The following is an 18,051-nucleotide window of genomic DNA, read 5'->3' as shown; positions in this document are numbered from 1 at the left end:
AGCATGTCCGCCTTCATTCCCCCGGTTGGATGCTATGCGGTGATTTTCGTCAGTCAGCGCACCGCCGGTGACAATGGCTATGGCGCCATGGCCGAGCGGATGGTCGAACTGGCCACCGCCCGCCCCGGCTATCTCGGCGTTGACAGCACCCGTGATGATCAGGGCTTCGGCATCACCGTCTCTTACTGGGACAGTGAACAGGCCATCGCCGCCTGGCGCGCCGATCTGGAACACCGGCAGGCGCAGGCCCGTGGGCGGGACCACTGGTATCAGGAGTACAAGCTGGTGGTGGCAAAGGTCGAACGCGCCAGAGGGGCCTGAGAGTCAAGGCCACAGGCACAACAGCTACAACTCGGCCCCATTGCCGAAATAGCCCTGCCCTTCCAGCGGCGGCAGCACCCGCTGATAGGCCGCCCATGCGCGGGCGAAGCGTTCGGCAAACGATGCGTTGCTAACCAGCCAGCGTTCATTCAGGCCCGCCCGGCTATAAACACTCAACGCTCCGTACAATACGGTCGGCAAGGTGCGGTTCCGCCCGAACCGGCGGTCGCGCTCGCCGGTTTTGGTGACTTTTTCCCATCCTTCGCCCACCACCCGGCTATCACTGGGAACCGGCTGGTCCTCGACAAAGCTGACAGCCTCATAGCTGATCACGATGTCGCGCGGATCAATCAGGGCAAAGTCGTCGCCCTGTGCCCGCATCAGCACGAACATCGGGTACAGGTGCATGTCGCTGCCGTTGGCATTGCCGAACATCATTGCCCGCATCTGGCATTTCAGCAGCGCACTGTCGGCAAAGCTGAAATGGACCGGTCGGCGCTGAAGATCCTGACTGTCGGGACGGCCATCATCGCGCTGGCGGGTGATATCCCAGATACGGCTGGAGGTGCGCAAATCCTCGAATGCCCGCGCCAGAGCGACAAAGGCATCCAGAACCGCCGGTTCCAGATCAAGGTCCAGATCAATGGCACTGGCGCTCAGGGCCTGCTCCAGCTCACGCACATCGGTCTGGAACCGCTCGACGCGTTCTTCAAGCAGGGGAATTTTGGGCCCGAGAAAGATTTTCCGCCACCACTGCCGGGCCTGAGCCAACTCGACCTCGGCCTTTTTCAGCAGGTGGCGCTGCTCGCCCAACGATGCCTTCAGGCCTCGCCGTTGCGCTCCGGCTTCGAAAATCAGGCGGCGCAACTCGGCCAGACCGGCGCTGGCGATCTGCTCCAGCGGGGCGCTGGCAATTTCGGGCAGGGAGTCCGCAGGGGTATTGCTCCCCTGCCCTTCTGGCCAACGAGCGGGGCTTTGCGGGTCCACCGCCCCCGGAGGAAACGAGACGATTTTCTCGCGCCAGGACACACCGCTGCCCGGCAGGCCAAGATTGGCATGAACGCCATCCTTGCCCACCGTCACGTTTGCCCCTTGCATTCCCAGCGTGGCGCTGACGCCGCTGCGGCTGAAATTCAGACGCACACCGGGAAAAACCTGGACCCGCTTCTGGAACCGCACACCCACCGGACCACCAACCTTTTATCGCTTCAGGCGTCCTTGGCCACCGCTTCGACCGGAGCAGCAACCTCGGCCATCACTGGCCGGAACCGGCGCCCATCCAGAATGACAGCGCAACTGTACGTCCGCGCATCAACGCGCGTTTTGACATTGCGCAGACGGGCATGCGGCACACCGTGCCCATCAGAATAAATGAACTCAACTTCCCACAGGCCACGCGGGTTATCCATCTCCTGGAAACGCTGCCCTAGCTCGATGGTCTTTCGCGTCATTGGGATACCTCGATGGTTGTTCTTGTTTCGCGCCGGCAATCAGGTGCATATGAGAGCGTCACCGCCCCGCTTCAACCCTCTCGTCCCAAGAGGGTGCCCCTGCACATGCCAATTTTTCCACGTTCCTGGAAAGACGCAAGCCCTATCGTAAAAACAGCGGGTTAGGAAGCGGTAATCAGGCCGGGGAGAGAGCTGCCCGACCTTAATTCCTGCTGGCCGACAGCAGATAGTTGACCGACAGGTCATCGGTCAGGCTCCACGTCCCGGCAATCGGGTTGAAGCTCATCCCCTTCAGGGTATCAACCACCAGCCCGGACGCCCGCAAGGAGCCGACAAATTCGCTCGGCTTCAGGAACTTGCGCCAGTCGTGAGTACCGCGCGGCAACCAGCGCAGAATGTATTCCGCCCCGATCTTGGCCATCGCCAGTGATTTCAGCGTGCGGTTCATCGTTGCCCCGAACAGCAGCCCCCCCGGAGCCACGATGTGCGAACAGGCGGCCAGAAACAGGTCAACGTTGTCAACGTGCTCAACCACTTCCATGGTCAACACCACATCGAACTGCTCGCCCCGTTCGGCCAGCTTTTCGACCAGATCACAGCGGTAATCGATCGCAAGACCCATCTTTTCCGCGTGCAGGCTGGCAATCCTGATGTTCTTTTCCGCCGCATCAAGGCCGGTCACCGAAAAACCCAGCCGGGCCAGCGGTTCACACAGTAACCCGCCACCACAACCGACATCCAGCAGGCGCAGACCTTCAAAGGGCCGGTCCGCCGTCTCGTCCCGCCCGAAACGGGCCGCCGCCTGCCGCACGATAAAGCGCAGTCGTTCGGGGTTGAACTGGTGCAGGGGTTTGAACTTGCCTTCGGGGTCCCACCAGCTGTCGGCCATGGCTTCAAATTTGGCCAGTTCTTCGGGAAGAGCAGTCGAGGGAGTGGCGTTGGCCATGGATAATCTCCTGCGGCGGGCCGGGAATGATGGACAGGGATGGCGAATGAAACAAAAAAGACGAACGGCACGCAACCATGCGGCTGCGGTCCTTGCGTTTAGACCATTGTCCAGAGTATGTATACCCGCCCGTCGGTTCCGGCAACCGGGCGGGATGTTTTTTCGAGCACGAGGGATGTTTCTCCCATGGCCCGCATTGTCATGAAATTCGGCGGCACGTCGGTGGGCGACATTGATCGCATCAAGAACGTGGCCCGCCGTGTGAAGGCCGAAGTTGAGGCTGGAAACGAAGTCGCAGTCGTTGTCTCCGCCATGTCGGGGGAAACCAACAAGCTGGTCGATTTCTGCCGCCAGATTGCGCCTTTGCACGATGCCCGTGAATACGACGCGGTGGTGTCCACCGGCGAACAGGTAACGATTGGTCTGCTGGCTCTGGCCTTGCAGGAAGCGGGCGTCAATGCCCGGTCCTGGATGGGCTGGCAGCTGCCGATCCGCACCGACGGCGCCCACTCCAAAGCCCGTATCACCACCATCGAAACCGACACCATCATCGAACGCATGAGCCAGGGCCAGGTGGCCGTGGTGGCAGGCTTCCAGGGGCTGGGCCCGGACAACCGGGTGACCACTCTGGGCCGTGGTGGCTCGGATACGTCGGCTGTTGCCCTCGCGGCGGCGCTGAAGGCCGACATCTGTGACATTTATACCGACGTGGACGGGGTCTACACCACCGACCCGCGGATTGTGTCCAAGGCCCGCAAGCTCGACAAGATCACCTACGAAGAAATGCTCGAAAGCGCCTCGCTCGGCGCCAAGGTGCTTCAGGTGCGCTCGGTCGAAATGGCCATGAAGCATAATGTGCGCGTACAGGTGCGGTCGAGCTTCTCGGACGCGCCCGGAACTTTGATCTGCGACGAGGATGAAATCGTGGAAAAGGAACTTGTCAGCGGCATCGCCTATTCGCGGGACGAAGCCAAGATCACCCTGGTGAAAGTTGCTGATCGTCCGGGCGTCGCCGCCTCGATCTTTGGCCCCCTGACCGATGCCAACGTCAACGTTGACATGATCGTGCAGAACGTTTCGCACGGTGGCGGCGCCACTGACCTGACCTTTACCGTCACCAAGACCGATCTGGAACGCGCCGTGCAGGTGCTGACCGACGCCAAGGAAACCCTCGGCTATCAGGAACTGGTCGCTGATTCCAACGTGGTGAAGGTGTCGGTGATCGGCGTCGGCATGCGCAGCCACGCCGGAGTCGCCCAGACCATGTTCCAGGCCCTGTCGGCCAAGGGCATCAACATCCAGGTGATCTCCACCTCGGAAATCAAGGTGTCGGTGCTGATCGCCGAAGAATACACCGAACTGGCCATCCGTGCCCTGCACACGGCCTATGGTATGGACGCCGCCTGATCCCGTTGCCCGGACAGGTCCGGGAGCAACGGCGATCACGTCTGAAAATGGCGAGCACTGACGACGGGCGGCGCGGCATTTGCCGGGGCCGCCCGTTTTCAGAGCACTCGAGCATTGTGCGAAAAGTGGGCACCGGTTTTCGCAACAACAATGCGACAATATAAACGAGCATTGTGCGAAAAGTGGGAACCGGTTTTCGCAACAACAATGCGGCAGAACAAAGAGTTGGACCAGTGTGCCTGCATCAGGTCACAGTCCACGACAGTAAAAAAGCAAGGACGTGGAGCGCTGCTCCACACCTCGCCGGGGCCTTCAGGCCCCGGACCCCATTGACTTGATATTGAGAAAAAAATGGGGGATCGGGGCCTCAGGCCCCGAACGGGTTCGGGCGGTAGCCCGTTCCTGCTCCACAACTGTCGTGTACCGTGGCGTCAGGCGTAACGCACACTGGCCTCTCACAGGCACCCATCGTGCATGAACCATGGTTCTGCCACGATACTCTGGTGTACAGTAATGCCCTTACGGCATAAGGGCTGATCATGATCATATCCCGCACCCCATCAGCGGGGAGCGGCTTTGTCAGGCAGGGGTACTCTATGGCCTTCAACGGACAGGCTCGACTGGAACAGCTCTGCGCCCGTGGGCGTGACTTCCTCGGCACCGAATCCGCCATTATGGGCGGGGCGATGTCGTGGGTTTCCGAACGCAATCTGGTGGCAGCGATTTCGAACGCCGGTGGATTCGGAGTGATCGCCTGCGGCTCGATGGGACCCGAGCTGCTGGACGCCGAAATCAAGGCCACCCAGGCTCTGACCGGCAAGCCCTTTGGCGTCAACCTGATCACCATGCACCCGCAACTGGACGAGCTGATTGATACCTGCCTCGCCAACCGGGTATCCCACATCGTGCTGGCTGGCGGCCTGCCGTCCGCTGCCGCCATCAAGCGCGCCAAGGCTGGCGGTGCCAAGGTGGTGTGCTTTGCCCCGGCGCTGGTTCTGGCCAAAAAGCTGATTCGCTCCGGTGCTGACGCGCTGGTGATCGAAGGCTCGGAAGCCGGCGGCCACATCGGCCCGGTGTCGCTGACCGTGCTGGCGCAGGAAATCCTGCCGGAAATCCGCGACGTGCCGGTGTTCGTCGCCGGGGGGATCGCCCGCGGTGAATCGATGGTCAGCTATCTGGAAATGGGCGCGGCCGGGGTGCAGCTGGGCACCCGTTTCGTCTGTGCCACCGAATGCATCGCCCACGAAAACTTCAAAAAGGCCTTTCTGCGCGCCAGCGCCCGCGAAGCGGTGCCGACGGTCCAGATTGACCCGCGCTTCCCGGTCATTCCGGTGCGTGCCCTGACCAACAAGGGCACCGATGCCTTCATGGACCATCAACGCAAGGTGATCGACCGTTTCCTGTCCGGCGAGCTGGATCAAAAGGAAGCCCAGCTTGAAATCGAACATTTCTGGGCTGGCGCCCTGCGGCGGGCGGTGATCGACGGCGACGTGGAATACGGCTCGGTGATGGCTGGCCAGAGCGTTGGCCTTGTGACCAAAGAGCAATCGACGGCAGAAATCATTGCCGAACTGGTTGCCCAGGCCGTAGCTTCTCTGGAAGCCCGCGCGGTCGCACTGTCGGCATAAGACTGAAACCACACCGCCTTGCCGGGGGGACAAGGGGGTGTGGTGGCGCTTTTTGGGGATAGCCATCTCTCGGCTGTTCTTCTATCAAGCGCACTACCATAGGTAATCCATCCTCAGGTGTCATTCAGGATCCCTGAGGCATGAGACGTCTTCCGGGCCACCTCGGCCCGAATCCCCCACGCGGGCCGGGTTGGCCCGTCAGACCGTCAAAGGCCAGTGGCCGATGATACCAAGGCTTGGGAACATGGCATGATCAAAGCAAATGCCGATGCCGATGTAGCGCGCCGCCTGCTGTCCCGTCTGCGCGACGTGATGGCCGGGGGCGGTTCCGCCCAGGAACGGCTGGACAAGGTGGTGCATGCCATCGCCGAGTCCCTGCGCACTGCTGTCTGTTCCTGCTATGTGATGCGCGCGGGCGAAGTGCTGGAGCTGTTCGCCACCCATGGTCTGCGCCAGACCGCCGTCCACCAGACCCGTCTGCGGGTGGGCGAAGGTCTGGTGGGCGAAGTCGCCGCCCATGGCCGCTCGCTGGCGCTGGCCGATGCCTGGTCGCACCCGTCGTTTGCCTATCGCCCGGAAACCGGCGAAGAACTGTTCCACTCCTTCATGGGGGTGCCGATCATCCGTGGCTCGCGGGTGATCGGGGTTCTGGTGGTGCAGAACCGCGAGGAACGCGGCTATTCCGACGTCGAGGTGGAAACCCTCGAAACCGTCACCATGATTCTGGCCGAGCTGCTGGCCACCGCACAGGTGGTCAGCCGTGAGGAACTGTTGCCCGCCGACGGCATCGGCCTGCTGCCGCTGCGTCTGGAAGGCCTGGGGCTGAACGGCGGCGTCGGTCTGGGAACTGCCGTGCTGCACCAGCCACAGGTCCGCGTCAGCCGTCTGGTGGCCGAAGACCCCGAAGCCGAACTGGTCCGCCTGAACCTCGCCCTGTCCTCGCTGCGCAGCGAGCTGGATGCGATGATTCACAACGACGAAGTGGTGGGGGATTTCCACGAAATCCTGCAAACCTACCGCATGTTTGCCGACGACAAGGGGTGGGTGAACAAGATTTCCGACAAGGTGCGCTCGGGCGTATCCGCCGAACGGGCGGTACAAAGCGTCCACGACGACACCCGCGTGCGCATGCAACAGGTCACCGACCCTTACCTGCGCGAACGCCTGCACGACCTCGAAGACCTCGCCAACCGCCTGCTGCACCATCTGGTGGGCGAAGAAGGCCGCGCCCACATCAAGGATCTGCCCGACGACACCATTCTGGTCTGCCGTAATCTGGGGCCGACCGAGCTGCTCGACTATGACCGCAGCAAGCTGCGCGGGCTGGTGATGGAAGAAGGCTCGCGCACCATGCATGCGGTGATCGTCGCCCGCGCCCTCAACCTGCCAGTGGTGGCGCAGGTCAAGGACGTGTTCTCGATCGTTGAAAGCTGGGACCCGCTGATCATCGAGGGCGACCACGGACAGGTATTTGTCCGCCCGTCCGACGACGTGCGCGAAACCTTTGAACGCTCGTTGCAGGTGCGGCAAAAGCAACTGGAGCTGTATGCCTCGCTGAAAGGCACCCCCACCGTCACCCGTGACGGCGTGCCGCTGACCATGATGCTGAATGCCGGGCTGTTGATCGACCTACCCAACCTGGATGAAACCGGCGCCGAAGGCATCGGCCTGTACCGCACCGAGCTGCCGTTCATGGCCCGCCCGTCGCTGCCGGATGTCGCGGCCCAGACGGCGCTGTACAGCCGCATTCTGGATGCGGCTGCCGGTCGCCCGGTGGTGTTCCGCACACTGGATGTCGGGTCAGACAAGGTGCTGCCCTATTGGCACGGCGACCCGGAAGAAAACCCGGCGATGGGCTGGCGGTCGATCCGCATCACCCTTGATCGCCCGGCCATCCTGCGTCAGCAAATCCGCGCGCTGGTCCGCGCCTCGGCCGGGCGCGAGCTGCGCATCATGTTCCCGATGATCGCCGAAGTCGCCGAGCTGTTGCAGGCCCGCGCCCTGTTGCAGCGTGAAATCGACGAGCATGTCGCCTCGGGCGGCGTGCCGCCGATTGCGCAACGGGTTGGAACGATGCTGGAAGTCCCGGCCCTGCTGTGGCAATTGCCGCAATTGCTGCGCTATGTCGATTTCATCTCAGTCGGCTCGAATGACCTGCTGCAATTCCTGTTTGCCTCCGATCGCGGCAACCAGCGGGTGACCGACCGCTATGACTCGCTGTCGGCCCCGGTGCTGACCATGATCAAGTCGCTGGCCGAACAATGCTCGGCGGCGGGGGTTACCCTGTCGGTGTGTGGTGAAATGGCCGGGCGTCCGCTGGAAGCCCTGGCGCTGGCCGCGATGGGGGTCCGCACCCTCAGCATGGCCGCCGCTGGTATCGGCCCGGTCAAGGCGGCCCTGCTCAGCGCCAATCTGGCGGAAATCCGCGCCTATCTGCTGCCGTTGCTGGACAGCCCGGACCGGACCGTGCGCCGCAAGTTGCGGGCCTTTGCCCTGGATCACGGAGTGAGGATTTAGAGCATTGTGCGAAAAGTGGAAACCGGTTTTCGCAAAAACAATGCGACAGATCAAAAGGTTAGACCAGCATGTCCGCGTCAGATCACAGTACACGACTGTTGGTGGAAAAGAATGGGCTATCGCCCAGACCCATTCGGGGCCTGAGGCCCCGAACCCCCATTTTTTCTTTTATGATCAAAGGAGTGGTGTCTGGGGCCTCAAGGCCCCAGCGAGGTGTGGAGCAGCGCTCCATGATCTTTTGTCATCCCCCGGTAAGGTAAAAAATGGCCCCCGTCGCCCTGTTCCTGCTGCACGCTGCGGCCGTCATTGGCTTGCCTTACATCCTGTGGAGCATCGGGGGACGGCGCTGGATGCCGCTGGTGGTGGTGCAAATTCTGGTTGGCCTGCTGCTTGGGCCGACCGTGCTGGGAACACTGGCCCCGGAATTCTGGTCGGTGCTGTTCCCGCCCCGCGTGCTGGACAGCTGGAATGGGCTGGTCTGGCTGGGGATCACCTATTTTGCCTTTGCCACCGGCCTGCACTTTGACGTGACCGAATTTCAGGGCCGGGGCCGGGCCTTTGCCATCACCAGCACCGCCACCTTTGCCGTGCCAACCGCGGCGGGCTGTGTGGCGGGGGGCCTGTTGCTGTGGCTGGTGCCGGGCGTTGCGGGGGAAGGAACCTCGCCATGGGCCTTTGCGCTGGGGGTCGGCATTGCGGTTGGGGTGACCGCCCTGCCGGTGCTGGCGGCAATCCTGCGTGAAATGAACCTGCAGACGCCCTGGATCGGCAACGAAGCCCTCGGCTGTGCCGCCGTCAATGATGCCGCCTTGTGGATCGCCATCGCCATTCTGCTGGCGATCAGTGCAGGCGAACACTGGTGGCAGGCAGGACTGGTGCTGTGTGGCAGCCTCGCCTATGGCGCGGCGCTGTGGTTTGTGGTGCGTCCAATGCTGGCCGCCTATCTGGTGCGGGCAGGCTCGCCGGTCGAGATCACCGAGCGACATGTGGTGTTCCTGTCGGTTGGGGTGTCGCTGTCCGCCCTGATCACCGAAAACCTCGGTCTGCACGCGCTGGTCGGTGGCTTTGCCTTTGGAGCCATTATCCCCAAAGCGGTGGCCCGGCAGGTTCTCGACCGGGTGGAAGCCTTTCTGATGGCCGTCCTGCTGCCGTTCTTTTTCATGTCCACCGGCCTGAAGACCAACTTTGTCTGGGCGTCCGGGGCTGGACTGGTATTTGCCCTGACCACCATCGCCTCATTGTCGAGCAAGATGCTGGCTGCGGCACTCCCCGCCCGCCTGCAAGGCCAAAGCTGGAACAGGGCGCTGGCCCTGGGGGCACTGGTCAGTTGCAAGGGATTGATGGAACTGGTGGTGCTGACCATGCTGCTGGAACGCGGCATCCTGTCCCCCAGCGCCTTTTCCGGCATGGTCTTGATGGCCTTGCTCACCACCGCCCTCGCCCGCCCACTGGCCGAATTTTTCCTTGGCAGGGATGCACAGGAAAGCCCACGCGGGTAAGGCCACACCCCATCAGAACATGCCAAAAAAAGGAGGGTCGGCTCTGATAAAAGCCGCCCCTCCCTTTTCTCACAAACGCCATTAAAATTAGTGATTTCGCATGTAACCGAGGAAATTATCCACCTCGGTTTCCAGCAGGTGGGACGCCTCGGACAGCTCCTCGGCGGCCTGACGAATGGCCAGTGTGCGGGAATTGGTGGTATCGGCCCCGCTGGCAACGGTGGTGATGTTGCTGGTCACATCCTGCGTCGCCAACGAAGCCTGTTGCACATTGTGGGCGATTTCGTTGGTGGCGGCACTTTGCTGCTCGGCCGCATCGGCCGCCATCGCCGCCATTCGCTTCATGTCGTCAACGATTTCACTGACATCGGTAATGGCATCGACCGCCTGCCGGGTCGCCGTCTGCATGTCACCGACGGTATCACGGATGGTATCGGTGGCGCGGCTGGTCTGGTTGGCGAGGTTTTTCACCTCGTTGGCGACCACCGCAAAGCCCTTTCCGGCATCCCCGGCACGGGCGGCTTCGATGGTGGCATTCAGCGCCAGCAGGTTGGTCTGTTCGGCAATGGCGGTAATCAGTTCGACCACTTCACCGATCTGACCGGCGGCCTTTTCCATTTGCCGCACGGTAGCGGTGGCGGTGGCCATCGAGGCCGCGGCCTTGTTGGCACCCTCGGCGGTGCTGTCGATGCTGCGCGAGATTTCACCCTGCGAAGCCGACAACTCCTCGGTTGCCGAGGCGACGGTCTGGACGTTGATCCCCATTTCCTCAGCCGCAGAGGCAACACCAGCCGAACGCTCACTCACATCACTGGCGATGTGCTGCATTTCTTCGGCATCGGCCAGCAGGTGGCGGGCAGATTCGGACACCTGCCCGGCCACGCCGCGCACCTTCTTTTCAAAATCATCGGCCAGACGGACGTATTTGGTCACGTCATCCCAGTTCAGCATCGGCCCCAGATAGGTTCCGTCACGATCAGAGATCGGCGTCACGTAGTTTTCGATCACCACTCCGGCCATGGTGAACTTGCCTTTGTAGGGCAGCTTTTCAGGGTTCTTCAGCAGGTCGGTAATGATCTTGCTGTTGCGGTGGAATTTGGTCACCGGCGCGCCAATGGCATCGGCCGACGACATGCCGTGCGATTTCAGCATCTGGTCCAGCAGGTCACGGGCGGCCTTGTTGGCATAGGTGATTTCCAGTGTTTCCGGGTGACACAACATCACCTTGGCCGGCTGGAATTCAACCATCTGCCGCAAACGGAATGCTTCATCGACGGTGGTCCGCAGGACTTCGGTGGCCCGTGCCATCGCCCCCAGTTCGTCCTTGCGGTCGGTATCCGGGGTCGGCTGACGGGTTTGTCCTTCGGCAATCTGACTGATGCTGGCCGTCAGTCGTCCCAGCGGGCGGGTGATCGAACGGGCCACCACCACCGCCAGCGTGCCAGAGACAATCAGCAGCAGGACGACGACGGCGCCAAACCCGGCCATCACCCGCATGAAGGTATCCTGCACATCATCCAGATACAGGCCGCTGCCCAAAGCCCAGCCCCACGGTTTGAACGGGGCGACGAACGACACCTTGTCCATTTGCGGACCGTCCTTGACCTTGGGGGTCATGTAGCGGGTGAAGCCCCCGCTATCCGTCTGCCCCAGGGCAACGATTTCGCGGATCAGATAGCGCCCCTGCTTGTCCTGTATGTCATAGCGGTTGGTGTTTTCAAGATTGGGCGACAGGCCGTGGACCATGGTCAGGCCCTTGCTGTCATAGGCAAAGAAGTATTCGCTGCCGTTATAACGGGATTCCCGCAACACCTTGCGGGCCTGCGCCTGCGCCTGTTCGCGGGTCAGTTCCCCAGCGACTTCCTTTTCATGGAAGTTGCTCAGGACTGTCAGCTCGGCTTCGACCACCGACCGGACCTTGTCTTCGCGGGATTCGATCATCTGCGTCCAGATCAACCGGGCGCTAAAGGCGGACAACCCGACCAGAGCCAGCAGCAAAATCGTCAAAGGAAGCCAAAGCCGGACGGAAATACGCAGGCTCGACAGCATGATGAAAACCCCTCCCCGAATACGGTATTACGACCTGACCGATCGCTCATCCATGACAAAACGGAACACCCGCACATGGTTCTACAACCGGAGCGAAATCCACCGCAGACGCTACGCCAAGACAGGATACGGCAACACCCCGAAAAAGTGACGCATATCAGCCATACCACCACAACAACGCTGGGTGAACAATTGTTTGCACCAAAACACCCACTGCGCGCCATGCAATGATATACATCCATCTCCCAAGGAGCAAGTAAGCATCCGCCCAAGCCAAAAACACCCCCACCCCGGCGATAAGATGGCCGCAAGACGCAAAAGGCATTTGACCACAGGGTAGGCGGGCGGATAGCTTTCGGGCACCTTCTTTTTTCAGTTTGTTCCAGCGAGACGAGTCCCATGGCCGTATCCGGTACGCCCAAGCGCAGCTTTCAGCAGCTCATTTTAACCCTGCAACAATTCTGGGCCGACAAGGGCTGTGTGATTTTGCAGCCCTACGACATGGAAGTCGGCGCGGGGACCTTTCACCCGGCCACCACCCTGCGCGCCCTCGGCCCCGAGCCGTGGAGTGCGGCCTATGTCCAGCCGTCCCGCCGCCCGACCGATGGCCGTTATGGCGAGAATCCGAATCGCCTGCAGCATTACTACCAGTTTCAGGTGATCATGAAGCCATCGCCCGCCGATGCGCAGGGCCTGTATCTGGAAAGCCTGAAGGCGCTGGGCATCGACCCGTCGGCCCATGACATCCGCTTTGTCGAAGACGACTGGGAAAGCCCGACGCTGGGCGCGTGGGGTCTGGGCTGGGAAGTCTGGTGCGACGGCATGGAAGTCACCCAGTTCACCTATTTCCAGCAGGTCGGCGGCATCGAATGCGATCCGGTGGCGGTCGAGCTGACCTATGGTCTGGAACGACTGGCGATGTACATTCAGGGCGTGGAAAACGTCTACGACCTCGACTTCAACGGCAACGGGGTGAAATACGGCGACGTGTTCCATCAGGCCGAAGTCGAATATTCGGCGCACAACTTTGAACATGCCAACACCGACATGCTGTTCCAGCAGTTCAAGGACGCCGAAGCCGAATGCCAGAACCTGCTGGCGGCCGGGGTTGCCCTGCCCGCCTATGACCAGTGCATCAAGGCCAGCCATCGGTTCAACCTGCTGGATGCCCGTGGGGTGATCTCGGTCACCGAACGCGCCGCCTATATCGGTCGGGTGCGTGCGCTCGCCAAGGCCTGCTGTGAAGGCTGGCTGAAATCGCGTGGGCATCTGAAGGCAGAGGGTTAAGACTATGGCCGAGTTCCTGTTAGAACTGTTTTCCGAAGAAATCCCGGCCCGCATGCAGGCCACCGCGACCGAAACCCTGCACAAGCTGGTTGCCGACGGTCTGGCCAAGGCAGGCTTCCCGCACCTGTCGGCCCGCTCGTACGTCACCCCGCGCCGCCTGACGCTGGTGATCGACGACCTGCCCGCCGCCACCCCCGACGTGTCGGAAGAGCGTCGCGGCCCCAAGGTTGACGCCCCGGCCAAGGCGGTCGAAGGCTTCCTTGCCTCGGTCGGCCTCACGCTGGAGCAGTGCGAACAGCGCGAAACCCCCAAGGGAACCTTCCTGTTTGCCACCCTGCAAACCAAGGGCCGCCCGACCGCCGAAGTGCTGAAGGACGTGGTCGAAGGCGCATTGGCGGTGTTCCCGTGGCCGAAGTCGATGCGCTGGTCGGACAACCCGACCCGCTGGGTGCGTCCGCTGCATTCGATCCTGTGCCTGTTCGGCGGCGAGATCGTGCCGGTGGCCTTTGCCCGCGTCACTGCGGGCAACAGCACCCGTGGGCATCGCTTCCTCGCCCCCGATGCCTTCACCGTCAGCGACTTTGCCGACTATCAGGCCAAGCTGCGCGCCGCCTTTGTGATGCTGGACGCCAACGAGCGCCGCGAGGTGATTCTGGCGCAGGCCGAAGCCGCCGCCAAGGCCGAAGGCTATCAGCTAAAGGACGACATCGGCCTGCTGAACGAAGTCTGCGGGCTGGTCGAATGGCCGACCGCTCTGGTCGGCAAGATCGACGACGCCTTCATGGACGTTCCGGGCGAAGTGCTGTCGACCTCGATGCGCGCCCACCAGAAGTATTTCTCGCTGCTGAAGGCCGATGGCTCGCTGGCACCGCGCTTTGTGGTGGTGTCGAACATGCTGACCGCCGACAACGGCGCGCAGATCGTCGCCGGTAACGAGCGCGTGCTGCGCGCCCGCCTGTCGGATGCCAAGTTCTTTTGGGATCAGGACCGCAAGGCCCGTCTGGACAGCCGCATTGCCAAGCTGGGCGAGCGGGTGTTCCACGCCCGTCTGGGCAGCGACCTCGACAAGGTGACCCGCGTCACCGCGCTGGCCAAAAGCCTGGCCGCCCACATTCCGGGGGCCGATCTGGCGCAGGTCGAACGCGCCGCCCAACTGGCCAAGGCCGACCTGTCCACCGGCATGGTTGGCGAATTCCCCGAACTGCAGGGGGTGATGGGTCGCTATTACGCCCTGCACGATGGCGAACAGCCGGTGGTGGCCGATGCCGTCGCCGAGCATTATTCGCCGCTGGGGCCGAACGATAGCTGCCCGACCAAGCCGGTTTCGGTCGCCGTGGCGCTGGCCGACAAGATCGATACGCTGGTCGGTTTCTGGGGCATCGGTGAAAAGCCGACCGGCTCCAAGGACCCGTTCGCCCTGCGCCGCGCGGCGCTGGGGGTGATCCGGCTGGTGCTGGAAAACAAGCTGCGCCTGCCGCTGCTGGCGGCCTTTGCCCAGGCGCTGAGCGGCTATGCCGGGGTTGCCACCGTGGCAGACAGCGACACCGCCGCCCTGCCCGCCGACCTGCTGGCCTTCTTTGCCGACCGCCTGAAGGTGTTCCTGCGCGAACAGGGCGTGCGTCATGACCTGATTGCCGCCGTCTTTGGTCTGGGCAACGAGGATGATCTGGTCCGCCTGCTGAAGCGTGTGGACGCGCTGGGTGGTCTGGTCAACAGCGACGATGGTGCCAACCTGCTGGCCGCCTATCGCCGGGCGATGAACATCGTCCGCATCGAAGACAAAAAGGATGGCCCGCACGACGGCCCGGTTGACCCGGCGGCGCTGGTGCAGGCCGAAGAGCAGGCGCTGTTCGCCGCGCTGCAACAGGTCGAGGCTGCTGCCGCCCCGGCGCTGGCCGCCGAAGACTATGCCGGGGCGGTCGCCGCCCTTGCCGGTCTGCGTGCTCCGCTCGATGCCTTCTTTGATCAGGTGACGGTCAACGCTGCCGACCACCGCGCCAACCGCCTGCGCCTGCTGGCGCGGATCGGACAGGCGATGGGTCAGGTGGCCGACTTCTCGGCGGTCGAGGGCTAACCCCGCGACCACCACCAGCAACCGGCACCAGCAACCGGTTTCAGGGGGATGGCGTCACGCCGTCCCCCTTTCCCCACACGGCCACCCTCCAACCGGGGCCGATGGGAGTTCCCCAGGGACTGCGGAACCAGCCGTGGCCCCGTCCAACCGCTCTAAATGCCCCCCAGGGAGAGCTGCGATAATGTCGAAGTGGGTGTACACCTTTGGTGATGGCAAGGCTGAAGGCCGTGCCGACATGAAGAACCTTCTCGGTGGCAAGGGTGCCAACCTGGCCGAGATGTCCAACATCGGAATCCCCGTGCCAGCGGGCTTTACCATCACCACCGAGGTCTGCACGTATTATTACGCCAACGGCAACCAGTACCCGGCGGAACTGATGGATCAGGTCCGTACCGCGCTGGCCGATGTCGAAGGCATCATGGGCGCCAAATTCGGCGATGCCGGCAACCCGTTGCTGGTCTCCGTCCGTTCCGGCGCGCGGGCGTCGATGCCCGGCATGATGGATACCGTGCTGAACCTCGGCCTGAACGACCAGACGGTCGAAGGCCTGATCGCCCAGTCGGGCGATGCCCGCTTTGCCTATGACAGCTATCGCCGCTTCATCCAGATGTACAGCGACGTGGTGCTGGAAATCGACCACCACCACTTCGAAGACCTGCTGGAAGACCTGAAGGCCGACCGCGGCTATAACCTCGACACCGAACTGGGCGCGGACGACTGGAAAGAACTGGTCGGCAAGTACAAGGCCAAGGTGGCCGAGCAACTGGGCCGCCCGTTCCCCGAAGACCCGACCGAACAGATGTGGGGCGCTGTCGGCGCCGTGTTCGGCTCGTGGATGAACCAGCGCGCGATCACCTATCGCCGCCTGCATGACATCCCGGAATCGTGGGGCACCGCCGTCAACGTGCAGGCGATGGTGTTCGGCAACATGGGCGATGACTGCGCCACCGGCGTGGCCTTTACCCGTGACCCGTCGACCGGCGAGAACACCTTCTACGGTGAATATCTGGTCAACGCCCAGGGCGAAGACGTGGTGGCCGGGATCCGCACCCCGCAGCACCTGACCATCGAAGGCAAGACCCGCAACGAGTCCGACCTGCCGGCGATGGAAGAAGTGATGCCGGGCCTGTTTGCCGAGCTGGACGCCATTCGTCACCGTCTGGAAGCCCACTACAAAGACATGCAGGACATGGAGTTCACCATCCAGGGCGGCAAGCTGTGGATGCTCCAGACCCGCAACGGCAAGCGCACCTCCGCCGCCTCGCTGAAGATCGCCGTCGATATGGCCAACGAAGGCCTGATCGACAAAAAGGAAGCCATCATGCGCATCGACCCGATGCAGCTTGACCAGCTTCTGCACCCGACGCTGGACCCCAAGGCCCCGCGTGACGTGATCGCCAGCGGCCTGCCGGCCTCGCCCGGTGCGGCTTCGGGCAAGGTGGTGTTCTCGGCCGAAGACGCCGAAGACTGGGCCAAGCGCGGCGAAAAGGTGATCCTCGCCCGTATCGAAACCAGCCCGGAAGACATCGGCGGCATGCACGTCGCTCAGGGCATCATCACCACCCGTGGCGGCATGACCAGCCACGCAGCGGTGGTTGCCCGTGGCATGGGCCGTCCCTGCGTCGCCGGTGCAGGCATGATCCGTATCAACTACGCCGAAAAGCTGTTCACCATCAGCGGTCTGACCATCAAGGAAGGCGACGTGGTAACGCTGGACGGTTCGACCGGCCAGATCATGCGCGGCGAAGTGCCGACCATCCAGCCGGAACTGACCGGCGACTTTGCCGCCCTGATGGAATGGGCCGACGCTGGCCGCCGCCTGAAGGTGCGCACCAACGCCGAAACCCCGCTCGACGCCCAGACCGCCCGCAAGTTCGGGGCCGAAGGCATCGGCTTGTGCCGCACCGAGCACATGTTCTTTGATCCGCTGCGCATCATCCACATGCGCCAGATGATCGTGGCGCAGGACGAAGCCGGTCGCCGGGCGGCGCTGGAAAAGCTGTTGCCGTACCAGCGTCAGGACTTCATCGACCTGTTCTCGATCATGCAGGGCCTGCCGGTGACCATCCGCCTGCTCGATCCGCCGCTGCATGAATTCCTGCCGCACACCCAGGACGAAATGCAGGAAGTCGCCAACGCGGCGGGCGTCGAGCTGAAGACCATCCGCACGCTGGTCGCCACCCTGTCGGAATCCAACCCGATGCTCGGTCATCGTGGCTGCCGTCTGGGCATCAGCTACCCGGAAATCTACGAGATGCAGGCGCTGGCCATCTTCCAGGCGGCGGTGCAGGTGTCTCAGGCCTCGGGCCAGACCGTGGTTCCCGAAGTGATGATCCCGCTGATCGGCACCCGCAAGGAACTCGATCTGCTGAAGGCGGTGGTCGACAAGGCCGCAGCGCAGGTGTTCACCGAAACCGGCACCACCCTGAGCTATGCCGTCGGCACCATGATCGAACTGCCGCGCGCCGCCCTGCGCGCTGCCGAAATCGCCGAAAGCGCCGAATTCTTCTCGTTCGGCACCAACGACCTGACCCAGACCACTCTGGGCATGTCGCGTGATGACTCCGGCCCGTTCCTCGAAACCTACCGCCTGCGCGGCATCTATGAAAAAGACCCGTTTGCCACCATCGACCGTGATGGCGTCGGCGAACTGGTCAGGATCGCCGCCGAACGTGGTCGTTCGACCCGCGCCGGGATCAAGATGGGCATCTGCGGTGAACACGGGGGCGACCCGGCCTCGATCGCCTTCTGCGAAGAGATCGGCCTCGACTACGTGTCCTGCTCGCCGTACCGCGTGCCGATCGCCCGTCTGGCGGCTGCTCAGGCAGCCATCGGCGGCGAGATCAACGGCACGAAGTAATCCGGCTGTGAG

The 18,051-nt window shown here is 62.8% G+C and carries 12 protein-coding genes; 8 read left to right on the top strand and 4 right to left on the bottom strand.

Annotated features, from left to right (window positions below; all coding sequences use genetic code 11):
- The first annotated feature begins 3 nt into the window (after positions 1 to 3).
- Positions 4 to 321, top strand: a complete 318-nt coding sequence (locus BW995_RS08965) for an antibiotic biosynthesis monooxygenase family protein (protein ID WP_076399859.1) — start codon at positions 4 to 6, stop codon at positions 319 to 321.
- Between the two features lie 24 nt (positions 322 to 345).
- On the opposite strand, the gene BW995_RS08960 is transcribed toward BW995_RS08965, so the two are convergent.
- The 3 genes from BW995_RS08960 to ubiG all read right to left on the bottom strand — a co-directional run bounded on the left by BW995_RS08960 (position 346) and on the right by ubiG (position 2,718).
- Positions 346 to 1,500, bottom strand: a complete 1,155-nt coding sequence (locus BW995_RS08960; protein WP_281251130.1) for a DUF4236 domain-containing protein — start codon at positions 1,498 to 1,500, stop codon at positions 346 to 348.
- A 29-nt stretch (positions 1,501 to 1,529) separates the two neighbouring features.
- Positions 1,530 to 1,772 (bottom strand): hypothetical protein, encoded by a 243-nt coding sequence (locus tag BW995_RS08955; protein ID WP_139332839.1) that lies wholly within the window; start codon positions 1,770 to 1,772, stop codon positions 1,530 to 1,532.
- A gap of 202 nt (positions 1,773 to 1,974) precedes the next feature.
- Positions 1,975 to 2,718 (bottom strand): bifunctional 2-polyprenyl-6-hydroxyphenol methylase/3-demethylubiquinol 3-O-methyltransferase UbiG, encoded by a 744-nt coding sequence (gene ubiG / locus BW995_RS08950; RefSeq protein WP_076399856.1) that lies wholly within the window; start codon positions 2,716 to 2,718, stop codon positions 1,975 to 1,977.
- 186 nt (positions 2,719 to 2,904) lie between these two features.
- On the opposite strand from ubiG, the gene BW995_RS08945 reads away from it, so the two are divergent.
- The 4 genes from BW995_RS08945 to BW995_RS08930 all read left to right on the top strand — a co-directional run bounded on the left by BW995_RS08945 (position 2,905) and on the right by BW995_RS08930 (position 9,769).
- On the top strand, positions 2,905 to 4,125 hold the full coding sequence (locus tag BW995_RS08945) for an aspartate kinase (RefSeq protein WP_076399855.1): 1,221 nt from the start codon (positions 2,905 to 2,907) through the stop codon (positions 4,123 to 4,125).
- Between the two features lie 596 nt (positions 4,126 to 4,721).
- Positions 4,722 to 5,753 carry an NAD(P)H-dependent flavin oxidoreductase gene (locus tag BW995_RS08940; protein WP_076399854.1) on the top strand — a complete coding sequence of 344 codons (1,032 nt, stop codon included), beginning with the start codon at positions 4,722 to 4,724 and terminating at the stop codon, positions 5,751 to 5,753.
- Positions 5,754 to 6,002: 249 nt separating this feature from the next.
- Positions 6,003 to 8,270: a phosphoenolpyruvate--protein phosphotransferase gene (gene ptsP, locus BW995_RS08935; protein WP_076400414.1), complete on the top strand. Its 2,268-nt coding sequence runs from the start codon at positions 6,003 to 6,005 to the stop codon at positions 8,268 to 8,270.
- A gap of 263 nt (positions 8,271 to 8,533) precedes the next feature.
- Positions 8,534 to 9,769 (top strand): cation:proton antiporter, encoded by a 1,236-nt coding sequence (locus BW995_RS08930; RefSeq protein WP_076399853.1) that lies wholly within the window; start codon positions 8,534 to 8,536, stop codon positions 9,767 to 9,769.
- A gap of 87 nt (positions 9,770 to 9,856) precedes the next feature.
- Here BW995_RS08930 and BW995_RS08925 read toward each other — a convergent pair whose 3' ends face one another.
- The gene (locus tag BW995_RS08925) at positions 9,857 to 11,818 is read right to left on the bottom strand and encodes a cache domain-containing protein (protein ID WP_076399852.1); all 1,962 of its coding nucleotides are present in this window, start codon (positions 11,816 to 11,818) and stop codon (positions 9,857 to 9,859) included.
- Between the two features lie 399 nt (positions 11,819 to 12,217).
- Between BW995_RS08925 and BW995_RS08920 the strand changes: the two genes are divergently transcribed.
- The 3 genes from BW995_RS08920 to ppdK all read left to right on the top strand — a co-directional run bounded on the left by BW995_RS08920 (position 12,218) and on the right by ppdK (position 18,039).
- On the top strand, positions 12,218 to 13,105 hold the full coding sequence (locus tag BW995_RS08920; RefSeq protein ID WP_076399851.1) for a glycine--tRNA ligase subunit alpha: 888 nt from the start codon (positions 12,218 to 12,220) through the stop codon (positions 13,103 to 13,105).
- Between the two features lie 4 nt (positions 13,106 to 13,109).
- On the top strand, positions 13,110 to 15,179 hold the full coding sequence (glyS, locus tag BW995_RS08915) for a glycine--tRNA ligase subunit beta (protein ID WP_076399850.1): 2,070 nt from the start codon (positions 13,110 to 13,112) through the stop codon (positions 15,177 to 15,179).
- A gap of 181 nt (positions 15,180 to 15,360) precedes the next feature.
- Positions 15,361 to 18,039 (top strand): pyruvate, phosphate dikinase, encoded by a 2,679-nt coding sequence (ppdK, locus tag BW995_RS08910; RefSeq protein WP_076399849.1) that lies wholly within the window; start codon positions 15,361 to 15,363, stop codon positions 18,037 to 18,039.
- Positions 18,040 to 18,051 lie beyond the last annotated feature (12 nt).

Origin of the sequence: Insolitispirillum peregrinum, from assembly GCF_900156605.1 — a bacterium.
Classification (GTDB): Bacteria; Pseudomonadota; Alphaproteobacteria; order Rhodospirillales; family Rhodospirillaceae; genus Insolitispirillum; species Insolitispirillum peregrinum.
Note: the sequence above shows the minus strand (reverse complement) of the source record. Positions and strands in the feature narration are given on the sequence as shown.

What these genes read in the sequence shown, in the direction of transcription:
- ubiG (WP_076399856.1), bottom strand. Translation starts at nt 2,718, where the DNA reads ATGGCCAACGCCACTCCCTCGACTGCTCTTCCCGAAGAACTGGCCAAA.
- BW995_RS08945 (WP_076399855.1), top strand. Translation starts at nt 2,905, where the DNA reads ATGGCCCGCATTGTCATGAAATTCGGCGGCACGTCGGTGGGCGACATT.
- ppdK (WP_076399849.1), top strand. Translation starts at nt 15,361, where the DNA reads ATGTCGAAGTGGGTGTACACCTTTGGTGATGGCAAGGCTGAAGGCCGT.
- BW995_RS08930 (WP_076399853.1), top strand. Translation starts at nt 8,534, where the DNA reads ATGGCCCCCGTCGCCCTGTTCCTGCTGCACGCTGCGGCCGTCATTGGC.
- BW995_RS08940 (WP_076399854.1), top strand. Translation starts at nt 4,722, where the DNA reads ATGGCCTTCAACGGACAGGCTCGACTGGAACAGCTCTGCGCCCGTGGG.
- glyS (WP_076399850.1), top strand. Translation starts at nt 13,110, where the DNA reads ATGGCCGAGTTCCTGTTAGAACTGTTTTCCGAAGAAATCCCGGCCCGC.
- ptsP (WP_076400414.1), top strand. Translation starts at nt 6,003, where the DNA reads ATGATCAAAGCAAATGCCGATGCCGATGTAGCGCGCCGCCTGCTGTCC.
- BW995_RS08955 (WP_139332839.1), bottom strand. Translation starts at nt 1,772, where the DNA reads ATGACGCGAAAGACCATCGAGCTAGGGCAGCGTTTCCAGGAGATGGAT.
- BW995_RS08920 (WP_076399851.1), top strand. Translation starts at nt 12,218, where the DNA reads ATGGCCGTATCCGGTACGCCCAAGCGCAGCTTTCAGCAGCTCATTTTA.
- BW995_RS08965 (WP_076399859.1), top strand. Translation starts at nt 4, where the DNA reads ATGTCCGCCTTCATTCCCCCGGTTGGATGCTATGCGGTGATTTTCGTC.
- BW995_RS08925 (WP_076399852.1), bottom strand. Translation starts at nt 11,818, where the DNA reads ATGCTGTCGAGCCTGCGTATTTCCGTCCGGCTTTGGCTTCCTTTGACG.